The organism is Streptomyces sp. NPDC048331 (assembly GCF_043201215.1).
Lineage (GTDB): Bacteria > Actinomycetota > Actinomycetes > Streptomycetales > Streptomycetaceae > Streptomyces.
Genome location: NZ_JBICYT010000014.1, coordinates 49,037 through 65,050, shown reverse-complemented (window position 1 = coordinate 65,050; position 16,014 = coordinate 49,037). Strand labels below are relative to the sequence as shown.

The following is a 16,014-nucleotide window of genomic DNA, read 5'->3' as shown; positions in this document are numbered from 1 at the left end:
AGCAGCCCTCACCCTATCGTTGCGGATCTTGGTCGACACGCCGTTCGGCCCCGACGTCGCGGAGGGTGACGGGCGTCGGGCCGTCGGGACGCACGGTGATGCTGTACGCCGCCCGGGTGGGCACGGCGTGGAAGTACGGGACGTGGGCGGGCAGCAGGAGTTCGAGGAGGGCCACCGACTCCCGCAGGGCGAACTGCTGGCCGAGGCAGGCACGGGGACCGATGCCGAAGGGCAGGTAGGCGCCCGGCCGGGTGGGACGGCCGCCCGCGACGGTGAAGCGCCGGGGGTCGAAGTGCTCCGGATCCGGCCACAGTTCGGGGTCCCGGTGCGTGAGGTAGGGGCAGACCAGCAGATCCGTACCCGCCTCGACGTGGTAGCCGGCCAGGACGTCGGCCGCGGCGGCGTGCCGGGGCAGGATCCACGCGGACGGGTACAGCCGGAGCGTCTCGCCGACCAGTGCCTGGAGGGCTTCGCGCCGCTCCGATGAGTCCTCGGGACCGGCCGCGAGCGCCTCCGTACGGGCCGCGGGGTGGCGGTCGAGGAGCAGGTACAGCCAGGTCAGTGTGGTCGCGGTGGTCTCGTGCCCGGCGACCAGCAGGGTGACGAGCTCGTCCCGCACCAGGCGGTCCGTGTACGCGGGGCGTTCGGCCGAGGCGTCGACCAGCACTTGGAGCAGACCCGGCCCGTCGGGGCCGGGGGAGCCGTCCCGGGCCGCGGCCACCGCGCGCCGGGCGACCTCGTCGATCCTGGCCAGGTCCTCGGCGACGGCGTCCCGGGCGTCCACCCGGTCGGCCGGCAGACTGGGCAGCGCGGCCACCACGGCGGCCACGGCCGTCAGTTCGTGCGCCGTCGCGTCGTCCAGCGGGTGCCCGGTGAGCGCCCGCCAGATGGTGTCCAGGGCGAAGCGGCGCATCTCCTCACCCAGGTCGAAGGTCCGCCCGGTGCGCGCGTGGTCGGCCCACCGGACGGCCGTGGTCCGGGCCGCCCCGATGATCCGCTCCTCGTAGCGGCGCATCCCCTTGCCGGTGAACTGCGACTGCAGCAGCTTCCGTTGGGTCCTCCATGCCTCGCCGGTCGCGGCGAGCACCCCGTCACCGATGAGCAGGCGGGCGCGGTGGGAGCGCTTGACGTACAGGTCGGGGCGCAGGGCGAGGACGTGTCGCACGGCCTCGGGCTCGGTGACCAGGACGGTGGGCCGCGGCCCGAGTCGGAACGCGGCGACGCCGCCGAGCCGTTCCCGTACCTGCGCCAACAGGTCGACCAGGTCGCCCTGGTGGGCGCGCCACCGCTCCACCGAGTCGGCGTCGGCCTCGGGGAGCGGACGCCCCGTCCCGGACCGCTGAGGGGCGGACGGCCCGCTGCCCGTGTCGATGGCCACGGCTCTTCTCCTGTCCGGCTGTCGGGACGGTGCCCGAGGGTCGCTGCGACATCACGGACTGTACGGGGACGGACGTGTGCGGTGACAGCGCCGGAGGACCGATGGCCGGAATCACCCGGGTGGTGTGTGGTCGGCCACGCCGATCCGGGCCGCGAGGAGGGCGATGTCGTCGTCGGCGGAGGCGGGCACCAGATGGGCGATGAGGGAGTCGCAGAGGTGGTCGAGCGATTGCTGGGGCTCGGCGAGCAGGCCGGTGAGCTCGCCCAGACGCTCGTCGATGTCGCGCCTGCGGGCCTCGATCAGCCCGTCGGTGTAGAGGACGAGCGTGCTGCCGGGCGGCACGACGATGTCGGTGGTGGTGAAGGAGATGCCGCCGACGCCGAGCGGGACGCCCGGCGGGGTCCTGACGAGGTGGACGGCGCCGTCGGGCTGGACCACGGCCGGGGGCGGATGTCCGGCGCGGGTGACCGTGCAACGGCCGGTGGCGGGATCGCAGACCACGTAGAGGAACGTCGCGAGCATCGGGTCGGACAGATCGGCGAGGGCGGCTTCGAGCTGGTGCAGCAGGGCGGTGGGAGGCATGTCGAGGCGGCCGAGGGCGCGGACGGTCGCGGAGAGCCGTCCCATCACGGCCGCGGCCGCGATGCCGTGGCCCATCACGTCGCCGATGAGGAGCGCGGCCCGGCCCCCGCTGAGGGGCAGGACGTCGTACCAGTCGCCGCCGACCTCGTTGACATCGCTGGCCGGCAGGTAGCGGTGGGCGATCTCGATGCCCGGGGGCGGGGTGACGTGCTGGGGGAGCATACTGCGCTGGAGGACGACCGCGGTCTCGTGTTCGTGGTGGTAGAGGCGCGCGTTGTCGATGCTGATGGCGGCGCGGGCCGCCAGCTCGCCGGCGAGGGTGACGTCGTCCGACCCGAAGGGGCCGGTGCGGCCGGTGCGGTAGAAGGTGGCGACGCCGAGGACCATGTCGCGGGCGATCAGCGGGGTCATCATGAACGAGTGCACGCCCAGCTCCAGGAGTTGGGCCGGCTTGGGGGAGTGCCGGGCCGCGGCGGCGACGGCCCGGTCGTCCAGGTGGGCGATCAGGAACGGCTGACGGGCCGCGAGGGCCTGGGTGTAGGGCGCGGTCGAGGGGAAGATCAGCGTCCGACCCAACGGCGCCAGGATCTGCGTGACGGTCGAGCCGGTCAGCGGCGCCTTGCCCAGCCGACGCAGGGCCACGCCCCCGGCCAGCCCCGTGCCCGGCTCGATGCCACGGGCGAGGGAGTCCAGGACGTCGACCGTGACGGCGCTCGCCAGGTGCGGGACGGAGAGGTCGGCGAGCTCCTGCGCCGTGCGCTCCAGGTCGAGGCTGGCGCCGATCCGCGAACTCGCCTCGCTGAGCAGCGCGAGACGCCGCCGGCCGGCCTCGGCCTCGGTGTGGTCACGCTGCTGCGCGGTGATGTCGAGGAGCGAGGCGATCACACCGATCGGCCGGCCGCCGGGGTCCTCGACGCGCACGTACGAGCACGACCACACATGGTCGTGGTCGGGGTCGGCCGGGGTCCGGCCGGTACGGCGCCGGTCGAGGACCGGCTCACCCGTGTCCAGGACCTGGCGCATCGCCTCCTCCATCTCGTCGGCGTTCACCTCGGGCAGCAACTCGGCCAGCCGCCGCCCCACATGGGCGGACTCGGCGAGCCCGTTCATCGCTTCGAGGGCCGGATTGACCTGGAGGAACCGCAGCTGCGTGTCGAGGACCCCGATCCCCACCGGCGAACGGGCGAACAGCCCGTCCCAGACGGCCGAGGAACCGCGGATGCGGCGGGCCGCGTGCGCGTCCGCGGCGAACACCAGCACGGCCGAGGCGCCGTGGCGGCGGTCCGGAACCGGGCAGGCCCAGATCTCCAGCTCCAGCGGGTGCCCCTTGCTGTGCCAGGCGGTGACCGTACCCATGACCCCGCGCCCGGTGGCGGCCGTCTCCCACAAGGACCGGCCCAGGCTGCGATCGGCTCCCGGATGCAGCAGATCGGAGATGTGCCGCCCCAGCACCTCGGGCGGGGCGTAGCCGAGGAGCTGCTGCGCGCCGTGGTTCCAGCGCACGATCATCCCGTCGCCGCTGGTCGCCACGAGCGCGACCGGCAGGGCGCCCAGCCAGCCTCCGGCGTCCTGGGCGGCGCTGCTGATCAGGTCGTCGAGCGGCATCTCCTCATGCATCGTGCACCCGCTCCTCCGGAACGGTCTCGTGACTGTGCGTGGTCCCCATCTCTCATCGTCGCCCGGAAGGCTCCCCGGCGCTTCCCGGCCGGGCGGCTCCGGCGGCCGTCGGAGCCTCGGCGCAGCGCAGACGGTCGCCGGTCACGGGGGCGCCGTCGGCCACGTTGCGGTCGAAGGTGACGGCCTTGACCTGGACGGGCCGTGCGCCGACGCTGACCTCCAGGACCCCGTCGAGCTCCGGATCGGGCCGCAGGAGGGCACCGGGCAGCGCGGCCGCCACGGTCGCCGCGTTCTCCTCCTGGCCGCTGGCGTAGCGGATGACGGGCGGGCCCGCAGGGCGCTGGGGCGGTGCGGTCGCCGAGGTGTCGGTGACGACGAACCCGTCGGCGCGCAGGGCGGCGGCGACATCGGCGTCGTCCACGCGGACGGAGAACCGGGCCGGGTCGGTCGGGGCCGGATTCTCCGCGACCGGCTGGATCCGGGTGTCGCCCGTGATCGGGCGGTCCGCGCCGAGCGCCTCCCACAGCGCCGCCGAGCGGGCCTCGTCCCACACCAGCGTGGAACCCACACCGGGGACGCGGTGGTCGAAGAGCCGGATGGGGACGGTCGCGAACTCCGTCCGGTCCGTGCGGAGGTGACCGAGCGCCCAGCCGATACGGACGAGGTCGTCCAGGCCGGTGCGCTCGTCGGTGCGTACGGTCTTCAGCAGCGTGCGTACGGTCCGCGCCGTGCTGATGGGGCCGGCGAGGGCGCCCTCCGCGGTGAGCCGGGCCAGCAGGTCGTCGACCAGGCGCTGCTGGCGGCGGACCCGGCCCAGGTCGCCGGGCCGGAGGTTGACGTGCCGGGCCCGGACGTAGCGCAGCGCCTGGTTCCCGTCGGCGAGGTGGCGGCCGGCGCCGATGTCGAGCCCGGAGTTCTCGTCCTGGAGCGGCCTGTCGGTGCACACGGTGGCGCCGCCGAGGTTGTCGACGGTCCGCTCGAAGCCCGTGAAACCGGTCTCCAGGTAGTGGTCGATGTGGAGTCCGGTGGCCTTCTCCACGGTGGCCACGGTGAGCGGGCCGCCGCCGATCGCGTACGCGCCGTTGATCTTCCCGCTGCGGGCCGGGGCGGGGGCGGTGGCGCCCGCGTACTCGACGTAGGAATCGCGGGGGATGGAGACGATGCTCGCGCGCCGCCGGTTCTGGGACAGGTGGACGAGCATCATCACGTCGGTGCAGTTGCACCCCTTGCCGCCCACGTGGAGCCGTCGCTTCTCGGCGGCGGAGAGCCCGGCGCGGCTGTCGATGCCGACGACCAGGATGTTGGTGCCCCGGCCGGCGCCGCCGCTGCCCGCGGCAGCGCTCGCGGCCGAGACGGCCTGCGAGCCCACGAAGGAACCGCAGGAGAGGGCGGCCAGCAGGGTCAGAGCGACAGCGGTACGGCGCAAGGCACATCCCCAGAGTAGAACGAACCGGTTCAGCCGGATTGGATGGGGAATGTACTGGCCTGGCAGGCGGGCACCCGGACTGTACGCGCCGGGATTCCACCCCGCAGGGGGCGGGCTTGGTACATCTGCCCGCCGCCGCGGCTGTCACCCGGGCGCGCGCGGCACCGACCCGGTCAGCGCTCGGACAGCTCCGAGGGGGCCTCCTGGACGACCCAGCTGTTGCCGTCCGGGTCCTGGAAGGTCATGAAGGAGTTCCAGGTCCCGCCCTTGCCCTCCTGCCAGCCCGACGCGCCGAGGTTCCGCACGGGCGACACGTCCACGCCCCGGGCCACCAGCTCCTCCCGGGCCGCCTCGATGTCCGTGACGCACAGCTGCAGGGCGTGCAGGGTGCCGGGCGCCATGACCCCGCCCCCGGGAACCTCGGGCATTCCTTGGAGCATGGCGATGGAACACCGGGAACCGGGCGGGGTCAGCTGGATGATGCGCACGCCCGGGGAGACCTCGTCGTCGAGGTCGACGCCGAAGCCGACCTGGTCGGCGTAGAAACTCTTCGCGCGATCCATGTCGGTGACAGGGACGGGGACGACTTCGAGCGTCCAGTTCATGGGTGTCTCCCTCGGTCGGGCATCAGCGGGCATCAGCGGATCGCGGCGGGTCGCACGGCGGGTCGTACGGCGCTCGCACGGCGGGGCGGGTCCACCGTTTCCCATGGAGGCCCGGTGGCGCACGTCGCAACGCCCGGCGGGCTCCGACTTCCACGGGAAGGACCGACCCGTGTCATGGGTCAGTCGTCCGGCAGGACGTGCCCGTCCTCGTCGAGCGTGAGATGGATCCGGGCGGGCTCCTGGCTGTCGACATCGGACGGACGTGGGCCCTCCGGCCCGTCGGGCCCCCCAGCGCAACAAGCGGCGGGTCCGGACGCCGCTCCGCCCGGTCCCGCGCCTCGTCCTTCGCGCGGAACCACAGCCGCGAGTTCAGCCCGTCCCGCGCCTGCTGCGGGCAGCCGGCCGTCACTTCGAGCACCACCCGCCACCGCGGCCCGTCGCCGGGGGCCTGCGCCGCCACCCCGAACAGCGGGCCGCGCACCACCACATCGCCCGCACGCGCCACGGCGTCGAGCGCGTCGGCCTCCCGCGCGGCTTCCACCGGCTCCACCGGCACCCGCACCACCACCGGCCGCGAACCGCGCGGCCTCATGTCCCCACGGTCCATGGCTCCCATCCTGCCGACCGGTCCGGGACAGCACCCCCGATTCGCCGATTCCCCGACCCCGGCGGACCCGGTGGCGGTACCGTCCGCGCACCCCTGACATTCGTCACTGTCCGACCCGCCGGACGCACGCGAGCCTGAAGGAAGGGAACGAGCGCGGTGGCGACGGGGGGCGGTCATGACGGTGACGGGACCGAGGAAAGGGGCCGTGACGTTTCGTCCGAGCCGGTCCGGGATCGTACGGATATGGGCCGGATCGCTGACGGCGGCGGTGCTGCGTCGTCCGTCGGCCCCGGGGCCCCGACACTCGGCCGGGACGCGCCAGGTGGTGCTGGTCCTGGCGGTGACGGAGATCGTGGTGGCCTTCCTGTTCTCCTCGGTGCTGCCGCCCGCGGTCCGACCGCTGCACGCGGCACTGGAGCTCCTGCTGGTGCTGGGCGGCCTGGGCCTGGTGGCGGCGCTGGTCCGGCACCCGCACGAGGTGGGGGAGGAACACGTGGTCCTGCGGACCGCCTTCCTCGGCGACCTGACCCTGCCGCGCTCGGCGGTCCGCTCCACCTCTCCGGTGATACGCACCGTTCCCGGCCGGGGCCCGAGGCCCGTCCCGGGCGAACCGGCTGCGGTGGCCTGCTCGGTGGAGAGCGCGTTGAACGTGGCCCTGCACCTCGACCCGCCCGTACTCCTCGACCTGGGCCCGGCCGGGCCGGTGGAGGCGGAAACGGTGTACGTCTCGGTGGACTCGCCACCCGCCCTCGCCGAGGCTCTCCGACGCGTGGGCTCACCGCGGGAGCGGAGCTGAGCTGAGCGCGCTCCCGCAATCATTCCGTCGCCGGCGGCGTGCGCCCGCCGGGGGGCCACGGCGGCGGCGCCGCGCGCCACCCCACCGGTCGCTGTCCCCCGCGAAGGGGTCCGGTGGGGCGGGATCATGCAGCGAGGCAGCCCGCCTCAACCCTTGAATGGGATGCTTCGCACTGTAGGGCGAGCCACTGACAATGCCCCGGAATTCGAGGCCGCACCCGCACGTACAGCCGACGAAAGGCCTGGTCGGACAGGCTCGGAATGCTGGACCCGCCCGCCCGGCGCACCCTGGGAGGTGCGGGACCGTACCGAAACCGTCCCGCCGCCGCCTCCGGCGGCCCCGACGCGTGGGGAGGCAGGACCGATGGCCAAGTCCGACGAACCGAAGGGCTGGGGGCCGCTTCCGGAGCCGCCCCCGGAACTGTTCTACGGGCCCCCCGGCGAGCCGCTCGACGACGCGCGGCGCACCGCGATCCTCGACTGGACGGTGAACCAGTACGTCGCCCTCGGCTGGCGCGTCGAATCGCGCTCACCGAGCCAGGCGGTGCTGGTACGCGGCGGGAACGTCAACCACCTCCTGCACGCCATCCTGACCATCTTCACCTGCTTGCTGTGGGGGGTCGTGTGGATCGTGCTGGCCATGGGGAACAAGATCGAGCGCGTGGCCCTCACCGTCGACTCCCTCGGCAACGTCCAGACCGTGCACGGCCCGGGCTGACCCCGCACCGAACACACCGGTCGGCCCGGTCACACCTCCGGGAACCGCGGATCGATGCCCAGCGTGGGGGAGATGGCCCGCCAGATCGTCGCCCGGGCCGTCGCGAGATCCACCCGGGGATCGTCCAGCATCAGCCGGATACCGAGGCCGTCGCACAGGGCCAGCACCAGGGTGCCGAGCGCGGCCACGTCGCACGCGGCGAACTCCCCCGAGCGGATGCCCCGTTCCACGGCGCCGCCGACCCAGGCGTGCAACTGGTCGTACAGGTCGACGGCCAGGTGCCGGGCCGCCGTGTCGCGCTGGGCCCGCACCCACAACTCCTGCCAGAGCTTCCAGTCCTGGCGCAGCTCCGCGTCCGTCGGCAGCATGCTCCGCAGGATGCGGGCCAGGACCACCGCGGAGGACACCGAGTCGGGAACGCCCTCGGTGTCCGTACCGGTCTGGGCGAAGGAATGCGTCATCGCCTCGGCGAACAGCTTCTCGCGCGTGTCGAAGTGGTAGTGCAACAGGGCCTTCGACACCCCGGCGTGCTCGGCGACCTTGCGCATGCTGACGTTCTCGAAGCCGATGTCGGCGATGACCTCGCACGCGGCGATGAGGATGCGCTCGCGCGTCTCGAGTGCGCGCTCGGCCTTGGTCACGTTGGCTGCTCCCCGTGTCGGCGCCCGTGGACCGGGCGGGTGGGCCCGGTTGCCGTGGCCACCACACCACCATCCTCGCGCATCGCACCGCTCCCGTGGTCGCCGTACGTGTGGAAGCCCCGCCCCGTCTTGCGGCCCAGCCGGCCCGCGTCGACCATCCGGGCCAGCAGCGGCGGTGGGGCGTACAGCGGCTCCCGGTACTCCGCGTACATCGACCGCGCGATGGCCTGCACCGTGTCCAGGCCGATCAGGTCGGCCAGGGCGAGTGGTCCCAGCGGGTGCGCGCAGCCCAGGGTCATGCCCCGGTCGATGTCCTCGGCCGAAGCGGTCCCGTACTCGGCCATGCGCACGGCGGCCAGCAGGTACGGCACGAGGAGGGCGTTCACGACGAACCCCGCCCGGTCGCGGGCCCGGACGACCTCCTTGCCCAGTACCTCGGAGGCGAAGGCGTGCGCCCGCCGGACGGTCTCGTCGCCGGTGAGCAGCGAGGGCACCAGCTCGACCAGCGGAAGGACCGGCACGGGGTTGAAGAAGTGCAGGCCGATCACCTGCTCCGGCCGCGAGACGGACGCGGCCAGCCTGATGACCGGGATCGAGGAGGTGTTCGTCGCGAGGACCGCGTCCCGCCGCTCCACCACCCGGTCGAGCAGGGCGAAGACCTCCAGCTTCGCCCGCTCGTCCTCCGCCACCGCCTCGACGACGAGGTCCCGGTCCGCGAGGCGCGCCACGTCCGTGGTCACCGTGATCCGGCCGACGGCGGCGTCCCGTTCGGCGGCCGTCAGCTTTCCGGACGCCGCCGCCCGCTCCAGGGAGCGGGCGATCCGCTCCAGGCCGGCGGCCGCGGCCGGCCGGGCCGCCTCCACCACCACGACGTCCCGCCCGGCCCGGGCGCAGACCTCGGCGATACCGGATCCCATCAGTCCGCAGCCCACGATCCCGACCCGTTCGACATCGGTCATCGACCGGTCCTCCCTCCTCTGATGCTTCTGACGCTCATAGGCCCCTGCTGGTACCGCCGCGCTCGGGAAGGGGACGGCCCGGACCGCCGGCCGGACCGCCCCCGGGCCGTCCCCCGCCGTCATCCCGCGGACGGCATCCGCAGAACGCCCGTACCGCGCTTGACCAGTTCGCCCGCGATGATCAGGCGCTGGATCTCGGAGGTGCCCTCCCAGATCCGGTCGACGCGCAGCTCGCGGTAGAGGCGCTCCACCGGGTACGAGCGGTCGTAGCCGCGCCCCCCGAAGATCTGCAGGCACCGGTCCACGACACGGCCCGAGGCCTCGCTCGCCGCCAGCTTGGCGATGGCCGCCTTCGCGTGCAGTGTCTTGCGGTCGACGACACCCTCGTCGACCTCCCACGCCACCTGGTGGGTGTAGGCCCGGTTGACGGCGATGTCGACGGCGCTGTCGGCGAGCATGCCCTGGATGAGCTGGAAGTCGGCGATGGGGGAGCCGAACTGGCGGCGCTCGATCGCCCAGTCCCGGGCGAGTTCCAGGGCCCGCTCCGCCGCACCGATCGTCCGGGCGGCGATCATCAGCCGCTCCTCGGTGAACCACGAGCGCGTGATGTCGTAGCCCTGACCCACCTCCCCGAGCACCGCGTCCTCGGGGACGAACACCTCGGTGAAGGTGAACTCGGGGTGCTCGTAGACGAAGGTGTGCATCCAACGCGGCACGCGGGTCATCTCGACACCCGTCGTGTCCTTGTCGACGAGGAAGAGGGTCGGCGCGCGCTCCTCCCCGGCGGCGGCCAGCACGATCATGAAGTCGGCGTGGTCACCGACCGTCACGAACCACTTCTCGCCGTTGAGCACCCAGCCGCCGGCGGTCCGCGTCGCCGTGGTCCGCAGGTTCTGCGGGTCGGAGCCGGCCTCGGGCTCGGTCACCGCGTAGCAGTCGCGGCGCTGCCCCCGGATCACCGGGACGAGGTAGCGCTCGCGCTGCTCGGGCGTGCAGTAGGACAGGGCGTTGGCCGGCCGCCACACCATGTCCCACAAGGCGCCGGTGAGGCGGCCGAGTTCCGCCTGGACCGTGACCTGCTCCAGGATGGTGAGGCCGGCGCCGCCCCACTCCTTCGGCATGTTGACGGCCTGCAGCCCGCTGTCGAGGACGGCGTCGCGGATCTCGATGTGGGCCTGCGGCGGCAGCCCGTTGTTCTCCTCGCAGTCGAGCTCGTACTTCTCGATGAAGTCGGTGAGCGCGCGTGCCGCGCTCCGGAGCTCTTCCTGACGGGCGGTGAGGCGGAAGTCCATGTGTGTCTGTCCTCTGGGTCGTGGTGGGGAAGCGGTCGTCAGGAGGTCGAGGCGGGGGCGGACGGGGAGGAGGCGGGGGCGGAGGTGGGCAGGGCGAGGGCCCCGGTGCCGCGCTTGATCAGCTCGTTGGCGATGATCAGCCGCTGGATCTCGGAGGTGCCCTCCCAGATCCGGTCGACGCGCAGCTCGCGGTACATGCGCTCGACGGGGTACGTACGGTCGTAGCCGCGGCCGCCGAAGATCTGCACGCACCGGTCGATGACCCGGCCCGCCGCCTCGCTCGCCGCGAGCTTCGCCGTCGAGGCCTTCGCGTGCAGCGTCTTGCGGTCGGTCTCCGGCCGGTCGGCCTCCCAGGCGACCTGGTGCGTGTAGGCCCGGTTGACGGCGATGTCCACGGCGCAGTCCGCGAGCATGCCCTGGATGAGCTGGAAGTCGGCGATGGGGGAGCCGAACTGGCGGCGCTCGATCGCCCAGTCCCGGGCGAGTTCCAGGGCCCGCTCGGCGGCGCCGACCGTCCGGGCGGCGATCATCAGCCGCTCGTCGGTGAACCACTCCTTGGTCAGTTCGTAGCCGTTGCCGACACCACCGAGCACGTCCTCGTCCGGGACGAACACATCGGTGAAGGTGAATTCGGGGTGCCCGTTCACCGCGGAGTGCATGAACCGCGGGACGCGCGTCATCTCGACCCCGGGCGCCTGCTTGTCGACGAAGAACAGCGTCGCCGCCTTCTCGGGGCCCGCATCCGCCTGCACCAGCAGGAAGTCCGCGATGTCCCCACAGGTCACGAACCACTTCTCGCCGTTGAGCAGCCAGCCGCCGTCGGTACGGGTCGCGGTGCTCGTGCCCGAACCGGGATCGGAACCGGCACCGGGCTCCGTCACCGCGAAGGCATCGAACCGCTCGCCCCGGATCACCGGCAGCAGGTACTTCTCCCGCTGCGCCTCGGTCCCGTAGGCGAGGACGTTCGCGGGCCGCCAGGGAATGTCCCACAGGCAGTTGGTGACCTTGCCGAACTCCTCCTCGACGATGACCTGGTCCAGCAACGACAGCCCGGCACCGCCCCATTCGGCGGGCATGTTGATCGCGTAGACACCGGCGTCGACGGCGGCGCGCGTCAGTTCCCGGACCGTTTCGACGGGCAGCGGGCCGCCGGCCTCCTCGGACCGGTCCTCGTAGGTCATCAGGAGCCGCGCGTACGCGGCGGCGCGGGCCTTGAGGTCGGCCTGCTCGGGGGTGTAGCGGAAGTCCATGTGAAGTCAGTCCTCCAGAGCACAGGGGGTGGGGGTGGGGGTGGAGCGGTCAGCGCAGGACGGCCCGCGCGTCCAGGGCGAGCGCGCCGTCCGGGCGCACCAGCAGGGGGTTGACCTCCAGTTCGGCGATCTCCGGGTGCGCCGCGGCGACGGTGGTGATGCGCTCGACGACGGCCGCCGCCGCGGCCACGTCGACGGCCGGCCGGCCGCGTACGCCGTCCAGCAGCGCGGCGCTGCGCAAGCCCCGCAGCAGGGCCTCGGCCCGCCGCGCCGGTACGGGCGCGAGCGCGAAGGCGACGTCACGGAGCGACTCGGTGAGGACGCCGCCGAGCCCGACCAGGGCGATCGGCCCGAACCGCGGGTCCTGGTTCACGCCCACGATCAGCTCGATGCCGTCCGTGAGGTCGGCCATCGCCTCGACGGAGTAGGCGGGTGCGCCGAGCCGGGCACGCATCTCCCGGTACGCGGCGAGCAGTGCGTCCCGGTCGGCCAGGCGCAGCGCCACCCCGCCGGCGTCGGACTTGTGCAGCACGTGCAGGGCCTTGAGCACGTACGGGCCGTCGAACTCCGCGGCCGCGGCGAGCAGTCCGGCCTCGTCCGTGATCTCGCGCGCCGCCGGGAACGGCACCCCGGCGGCATCGAGCAACGCCCGCACCCCGTGGTAGCCCGGGTCCGCCAGCGGTGCGGCGGCGCCCGGCAGCGGGGGCACGCCGACGGCGTCCGCCGCACCCCGCCGCCCGGTCATCGCCGCGAGCGCGCGGGCGGCGTCCTCGGTGGCGTCGAACACCGGCACCCCGGCCTCGGCCAGCACCCGGCAGCTCGGCGACCCGGGGTACATCGACTGCACGACCAGCGGCTTCGCAGCGCCGGACGCGAGGTGCGCGACGATCTCCTTGGCGGCCCGGGCCTCGCCCTCGGCCAGTACGGAACCCCCTGCCGGGCCCCCGCCCAGACCGCCCTCGGAGGCTGCGTAACCGCCGAAGTAGCCGGTCATCAGGACGGCGTCGACCTCGTCGGCGGCGAGCAGCGCCCCGACCGTGTCGGCGTAGGAGAGGGGCCGCTGTTCGCCCATCCCCGCCAGGTCGACGGGGTTGGCGACCGAGGACTGCTCCCACAGCACGGTCCGCAGCCGGTCCTGGGTCGGCCCGCCGAGCTCCGGTACGTCGAGCCCGGCGTCCTCGGCCGCGTCAGCGGCGACCGCGCCGTGGCCGCCGCCGTCGGTGAAGACGGCGGTCCGCCGGCCCGGCGTACGCACCCCCGCGCCCAGTCCGGCCAGCACGACGATCATCTCCCGCGGGGTACGGACGAGTTCGACCCCCGCGTCCCGGCAGGCGGCGGCCACCACGTCGGCCGAGGTGGTGAGCGCCCCGGTGTGCGACTGGGCACTACGGGCGGAGGCGGTGCCCCGGCCGGCCGTGAGCAGGACCACCGGCTTGCCCGCCGCGGCGGCGGCCGCCGCGAAGGCCCGGCCGTCGCCGAAGTCCTCGGCGTACACGGCGATGGCCGACGTGGCCTCGTGGCGGGCGCAGTCCTCGACGAGGTCGACAAGGGTGACGTCGGCCTGGTTGCCGAGGGAGACGAAGCGGGAGAAGCCCAGGCCGTGCGGCTCACCGCGGAGCTGGAGTTCGAGGGCGAGGTTGCCGCTCTGGCTGAGCAGGGCCACCCCGCCGGGGGCGAAGCGGTCCGAGGCGAGGTACAGCTCGGTGGTGTTGTCCGCGATGCCCAGGCAGTTGGGGCCGACGAGGACGGCTCCGGCGGCCCGTACCCGGTCGGCGACCGCCCGCTGCCGGGCCAGGCCCGCCGGGCCGGCCTCGGCGAAGCCGGCGGTGATGGCGACGATCGCCTTCGCCCCGCAGGACAGGGCCTCGTCGACGGCGGCCTCGAAGCCGGCGCCGGGTACGGAGATCACCACCAGGTCGACCGGTTCGCCGACGGCGGTGAGGGAGGTGGCCGCGGTGCGGCCGAGTACGGTGCCGCCCCGCCGGTTGACCAGGTGCACGGGCCGCCGGTCGGGGGCGCGCAGGGCCTGGGCGGCCACCGCGTGGCCGTACTTCGCCGGGTCGTCGCTGGCGCCGACGACGGCGACCGAGCGGGGGTCGAAGAGCGCGGTCAGATCACGTCCCATGTCATCCCTCCACGCGGAGGGCGGAGTTGGGGCAGCTTTCGACGCAGGCGCGGGCGGCGTCCTCGGTGCCGGCCGGGACCACGACGGCGATGACGTTGGCGTAGCCCCATTCGTCGAGTTCGACCAGTTCGGGTGCGGGTTCCTGGCACAGCCCGTAGCCCTGGCAGCGGGTGGAGTCCAGCAGGAGTTTCATGGCGTTCCTTTCAGCGCGGGTACGGGGGTGCCCGGTGCGGCGGTGGTGAGGGGGGAGGCGACCTCCGGTACGGCCACCGTGAGGCGGCGGCGGCCGTCCGCGGGGGCGGCGGTCGCGCACACCGGGCAGGGCGCGGCGAGATGGGAGCGGACGTGTCCGGGGAAGGAGCGGAGCAGGCTGCCCGCGATCCCCGCGGCCGCGTCCAGGAGTCCGCAGGCGCCGCGCCCGGTCAGGCCCTGCGACCAGCGGAGCAGGCTGTCGGCGGTGTCCTGACCGGCGGTCCCGGCGGCGAGGCCGTACAGGGCCTTGCCGACGGCCGAGGTGCCGGACACGCAGACCCCGCACTGCCGGGCGCTCTCGGCCGCGAGGTGGGCGGCCGCGTCGGCCGCGGTGGTCACCGGGCAGCCGCCGGGAGCGAGGAAGCGGATCGCCCCGCACCCCAAGGCGGTGCCCGCGGCGGTGAGCGCGCCGGGCTCCAGGGGGAGGTCCAGGGCGTCGGCGTCGACGAGCCCCCCGAACAGCCCGCCCATCAGGGCTCCGGCCGCCTCCGGGGCCCCGTACCGCACCGCCAGCGCGCGCAGCCGGATTCCGTAGGGGACCTCGGTGAGCATCGGCGCGGCGGGCCCGCCGGACAGGGTCACCAGGGTGCCGCGGGCGATGGCGCGCCGCAGGTCGGGTCGGGTGGCGGTGAGGGCGATCCGGGCGAGCGTCTCGACGTTGGAGACGAGGGTCGGCGCACCCCCCACCCCACGCTCGAACGGGCGGGGCGGCTTGGCGGTGGGCAGCGCCGGTCCGCCGTCGATCCGGCGGACCACCGCGCTCTCCTCGCCGGCGACGTAGGTGTGGTCGGTCTCGACCACCTCGACGGGCAGCGGCGGCGGGTGTTCGGCGAGGGCCCGGCGCACGCTCTCGCCCGCCGCCGGGTCCGAGAGGTACACGAAGCCGCGGACGGCTCCGGTCACGGCGGCCGCGCGGGCAAGACCGTCGAGGACCAGGTGCGGGCGGGCCCGCAGCAGCCAGCGGTCCTTGGCCGAGCCCGGCTCCCCCTCCTCGCCGTTCGCCACGACGACGGGGGAGCCGCCGCGGCCGCGTACGGAGCGCAGTTTGACGGCGGCCGGGAAACCGGCCCCGCCGCGCCCCCGCAGCCCGGAGGCGGCGAGGTGGGCGAGCAGCTCCTCCGGGTCGGCGGCCGTGTCGTAGCCGCCGGTGGCCCGGTAGGCGTCGGCGCTCTCGGTGAGGTGCGGCGCCGCTCCGAGGACGGTGCCCGGCGGCGCCGCCGTCGGGAGTCGGATCGTGGTCATCGGCCGGCTCCTGTCGTGGTGTGGGTGCGCAGGGTCCGTACGGCGCTCTCCAGCGCGGTGCGGTCCTGGGCGGTGCGGCCGTATCCGGGTCCGGGGAGGCCGATGAGCATCTGGTGGTGGTCGAGGACGACCTCGCCGGCGAGTAGCGCCGCGGCGGGGTCGCCCGGGCGGGAGCCGGCGGCCACCCCGGTCACCAGATCGGTGACCTCGGCGAGGTAGCGGAGCCAGCTGTGCCGGCTGCCGCGCAGGATCAGGCGCTCCACGCGGCGCCGTTCGCCGGCCGCCAGGTCGTGCGGTGACAGCCCTGCGGACGCACCGGGGGAGGAGGCGCGCAGGGCGGCGACCGCGGTGGGGAGTTCGCGCTCCGGTTCGGGGGTGAGCCCGAGCCAGTCCAGACGCCGATGACCGCTCATGCGTGCCTCCGGGGAGATCGAGAGATCGGGAGATCGGGAGATCAGGGGATCGGGGAGATCGGTGGGTCAGGGGATCGGGGAGATCAGGAGACCGAGGGGAACGGGAGATCCG

15 protein-coding genes are annotated in these 16,014 nt (G+C 74.0%); 2 read left to right on the top strand and 13 right to left on the bottom strand.

Annotation, left to right across the window (positions count from 1 at the left end; all coding sequences use genetic code 11):
* Nucleotides 1-13: 13 nt before the first annotated feature.
* The 5 genes from ACGFYY_RS21230 to ACGFYY_RS21210 form a co-directional block, all read right to left on the bottom strand.
* A complete protein-coding gene (locus ACGFYY_RS21230) occupies nt 14-1,372 on the bottom strand; it encodes a cytochrome P450 (protein ID WP_393711521.1) in 1,359 nt (452 codons plus the stop codon).
* A gap of 117 nt (nt 1,373-1,489) precedes the next feature.
* Nucleotides 1,490-3,577, bottom strand: a complete 2,088-nt coding sequence (locus ACGFYY_RS21225; RefSeq protein WP_393711306.1) for a SpoIIE family protein phosphatase — start codon at nt 3,575-3,577, stop codon at nt 1,490-1,492.
* 52 nt (nt 3,578-3,629) lie between these two features.
* Complete coding sequence (locus ACGFYY_RS21220) at nt 3,630-5,003, bottom strand: LCP family protein (protein ID WP_393711304.1); 1,374 nt, start codon at nt 5,001-5,003, stop codon at nt 3,630-3,632.
* Between the two features lie 173 nt (nt 5,004-5,176).
* Nucleotides 5,177-5,608, bottom strand: a complete 432-nt coding sequence (locus tag ACGFYY_RS21215) for a VOC family protein (RefSeq protein ID WP_393711302.1) — start codon at nt 5,606-5,608, stop codon at nt 5,177-5,179.
* Between the two features lie 172 nt (nt 5,609-5,780).
* Complete coding sequence (locus tag ACGFYY_RS21210) at nt 5,781-6,215, bottom strand: DUF5954 family protein (RefSeq protein WP_393711300.1); 435 nt, start codon at nt 6,213-6,215, stop codon at nt 5,781-5,783.
* A gap of 205 nt (nt 6,216-6,420) precedes the next feature.
* Between ACGFYY_RS21210 and ACGFYY_RS21205 the strand changes: the two genes are divergently transcribed.
* Nucleotides 6,421-7,011: a hypothetical protein gene (locus ACGFYY_RS21205; protein ID WP_393711298.1), complete on the top strand. Its 591-nt coding sequence runs from the start codon at nt 6,421-6,423 to the stop codon at nt 7,009-7,011.
* Between the two features lie 363 nt (nt 7,012-7,374).
* Nucleotides 7,375-7,728 (top strand): hypothetical protein, encoded by a 354-nt coding sequence (locus tag ACGFYY_RS21200; RefSeq protein ID WP_393711296.1) that lies wholly within the window; start codon nt 7,375-7,377, stop codon nt 7,726-7,728.
* Between the two features lie 29 nt (nt 7,729-7,757).
* Here the strand turns inward: ACGFYY_RS21200 and ACGFYY_RS21195 are convergent, their stop codons facing one another.
* The 8 genes from ACGFYY_RS21195 to ACGFYY_RS21160 all read right to left on the bottom strand — a co-directional run bounded on the left by ACGFYY_RS21195 (nt 7,758) and on the right by ACGFYY_RS21160 (nt 15,902).
* On the bottom strand, nt 7,758-8,369 hold the full coding sequence (locus ACGFYY_RS21195; protein WP_365268824.1) for a TetR/AcrR family transcriptional regulator: 612 nt from the start codon (nt 8,367-8,369) through the stop codon (nt 7,758-7,760).
* Nucleotides 8,366-9,328, bottom strand: coding sequence for a 3-hydroxybutyryl-CoA dehydrogenase (locus ACGFYY_RS21190; protein ID WP_393711294.1), 963 nt, complete (start codon nt 9,326-9,328; stop codon nt 8,366-8,368). The genes ACGFYY_RS21195 and ACGFYY_RS21190 overlap by 4 nt, the downstream gene beginning before the upstream one ends.
* Nucleotides 9,329-9,447: 119 nt before the next feature.
* Nucleotides 9,448-10,620 (bottom strand): acyl-CoA dehydrogenase family protein, encoded by a 1,173-nt coding sequence (locus ACGFYY_RS21185; RefSeq protein WP_365268830.1) that lies wholly within the window; start codon nt 10,618-10,620, stop codon nt 9,448-9,450.
* A gap of 38 nt (nt 10,621-10,658) precedes the next feature.
* A complete protein-coding gene (locus ACGFYY_RS21180) occupies nt 10,659-11,870 on the bottom strand; it encodes an acyl-CoA dehydrogenase family protein (protein WP_393711291.1) in 1,212 nt (403 codons plus the stop codon).
* Between the two features lie 49 nt (nt 11,871-11,919).
* Complete coding sequence (locus tag ACGFYY_RS21175) at nt 11,920-13,995, bottom strand: acetate--CoA ligase family protein (RefSeq protein ID WP_393711289.1); 2,076 nt, start codon at nt 13,993-13,995, stop codon at nt 11,920-11,922.
* 1 nt (nt 13,996) lies between these two features.
* Complete coding sequence (locus tag ACGFYY_RS21170; RefSeq protein WP_365268839.1) at nt 13,997-14,188, bottom strand: ferredoxin; 192 nt, start codon at nt 14,186-14,188, stop codon at nt 13,997-13,999.
* Entirely contained in the window at nt 14,185-15,489 is a 1,305-nt protein-coding gene (locus ACGFYY_RS21165) for an NADH-ubiquinone oxidoreductase-F iron-sulfur binding region domain-containing protein (protein WP_393711287.1), read from the bottom strand. The genes ACGFYY_RS21170 and ACGFYY_RS21165 overlap by 4 nt, the downstream gene beginning before the upstream one ends.
* Entirely contained in the window at nt 15,486-15,902 is a 417-nt protein-coding gene (locus ACGFYY_RS21160; protein WP_393711285.1) for a hypothetical protein, read from the bottom strand. Before ACGFYY_RS21160 ends, ACGFYY_RS21165 begins: the two co-directional genes overlap by 4 nt.
* Between the last annotated feature and the right edge of the window lie 112 nt (nt 15,903-16,014).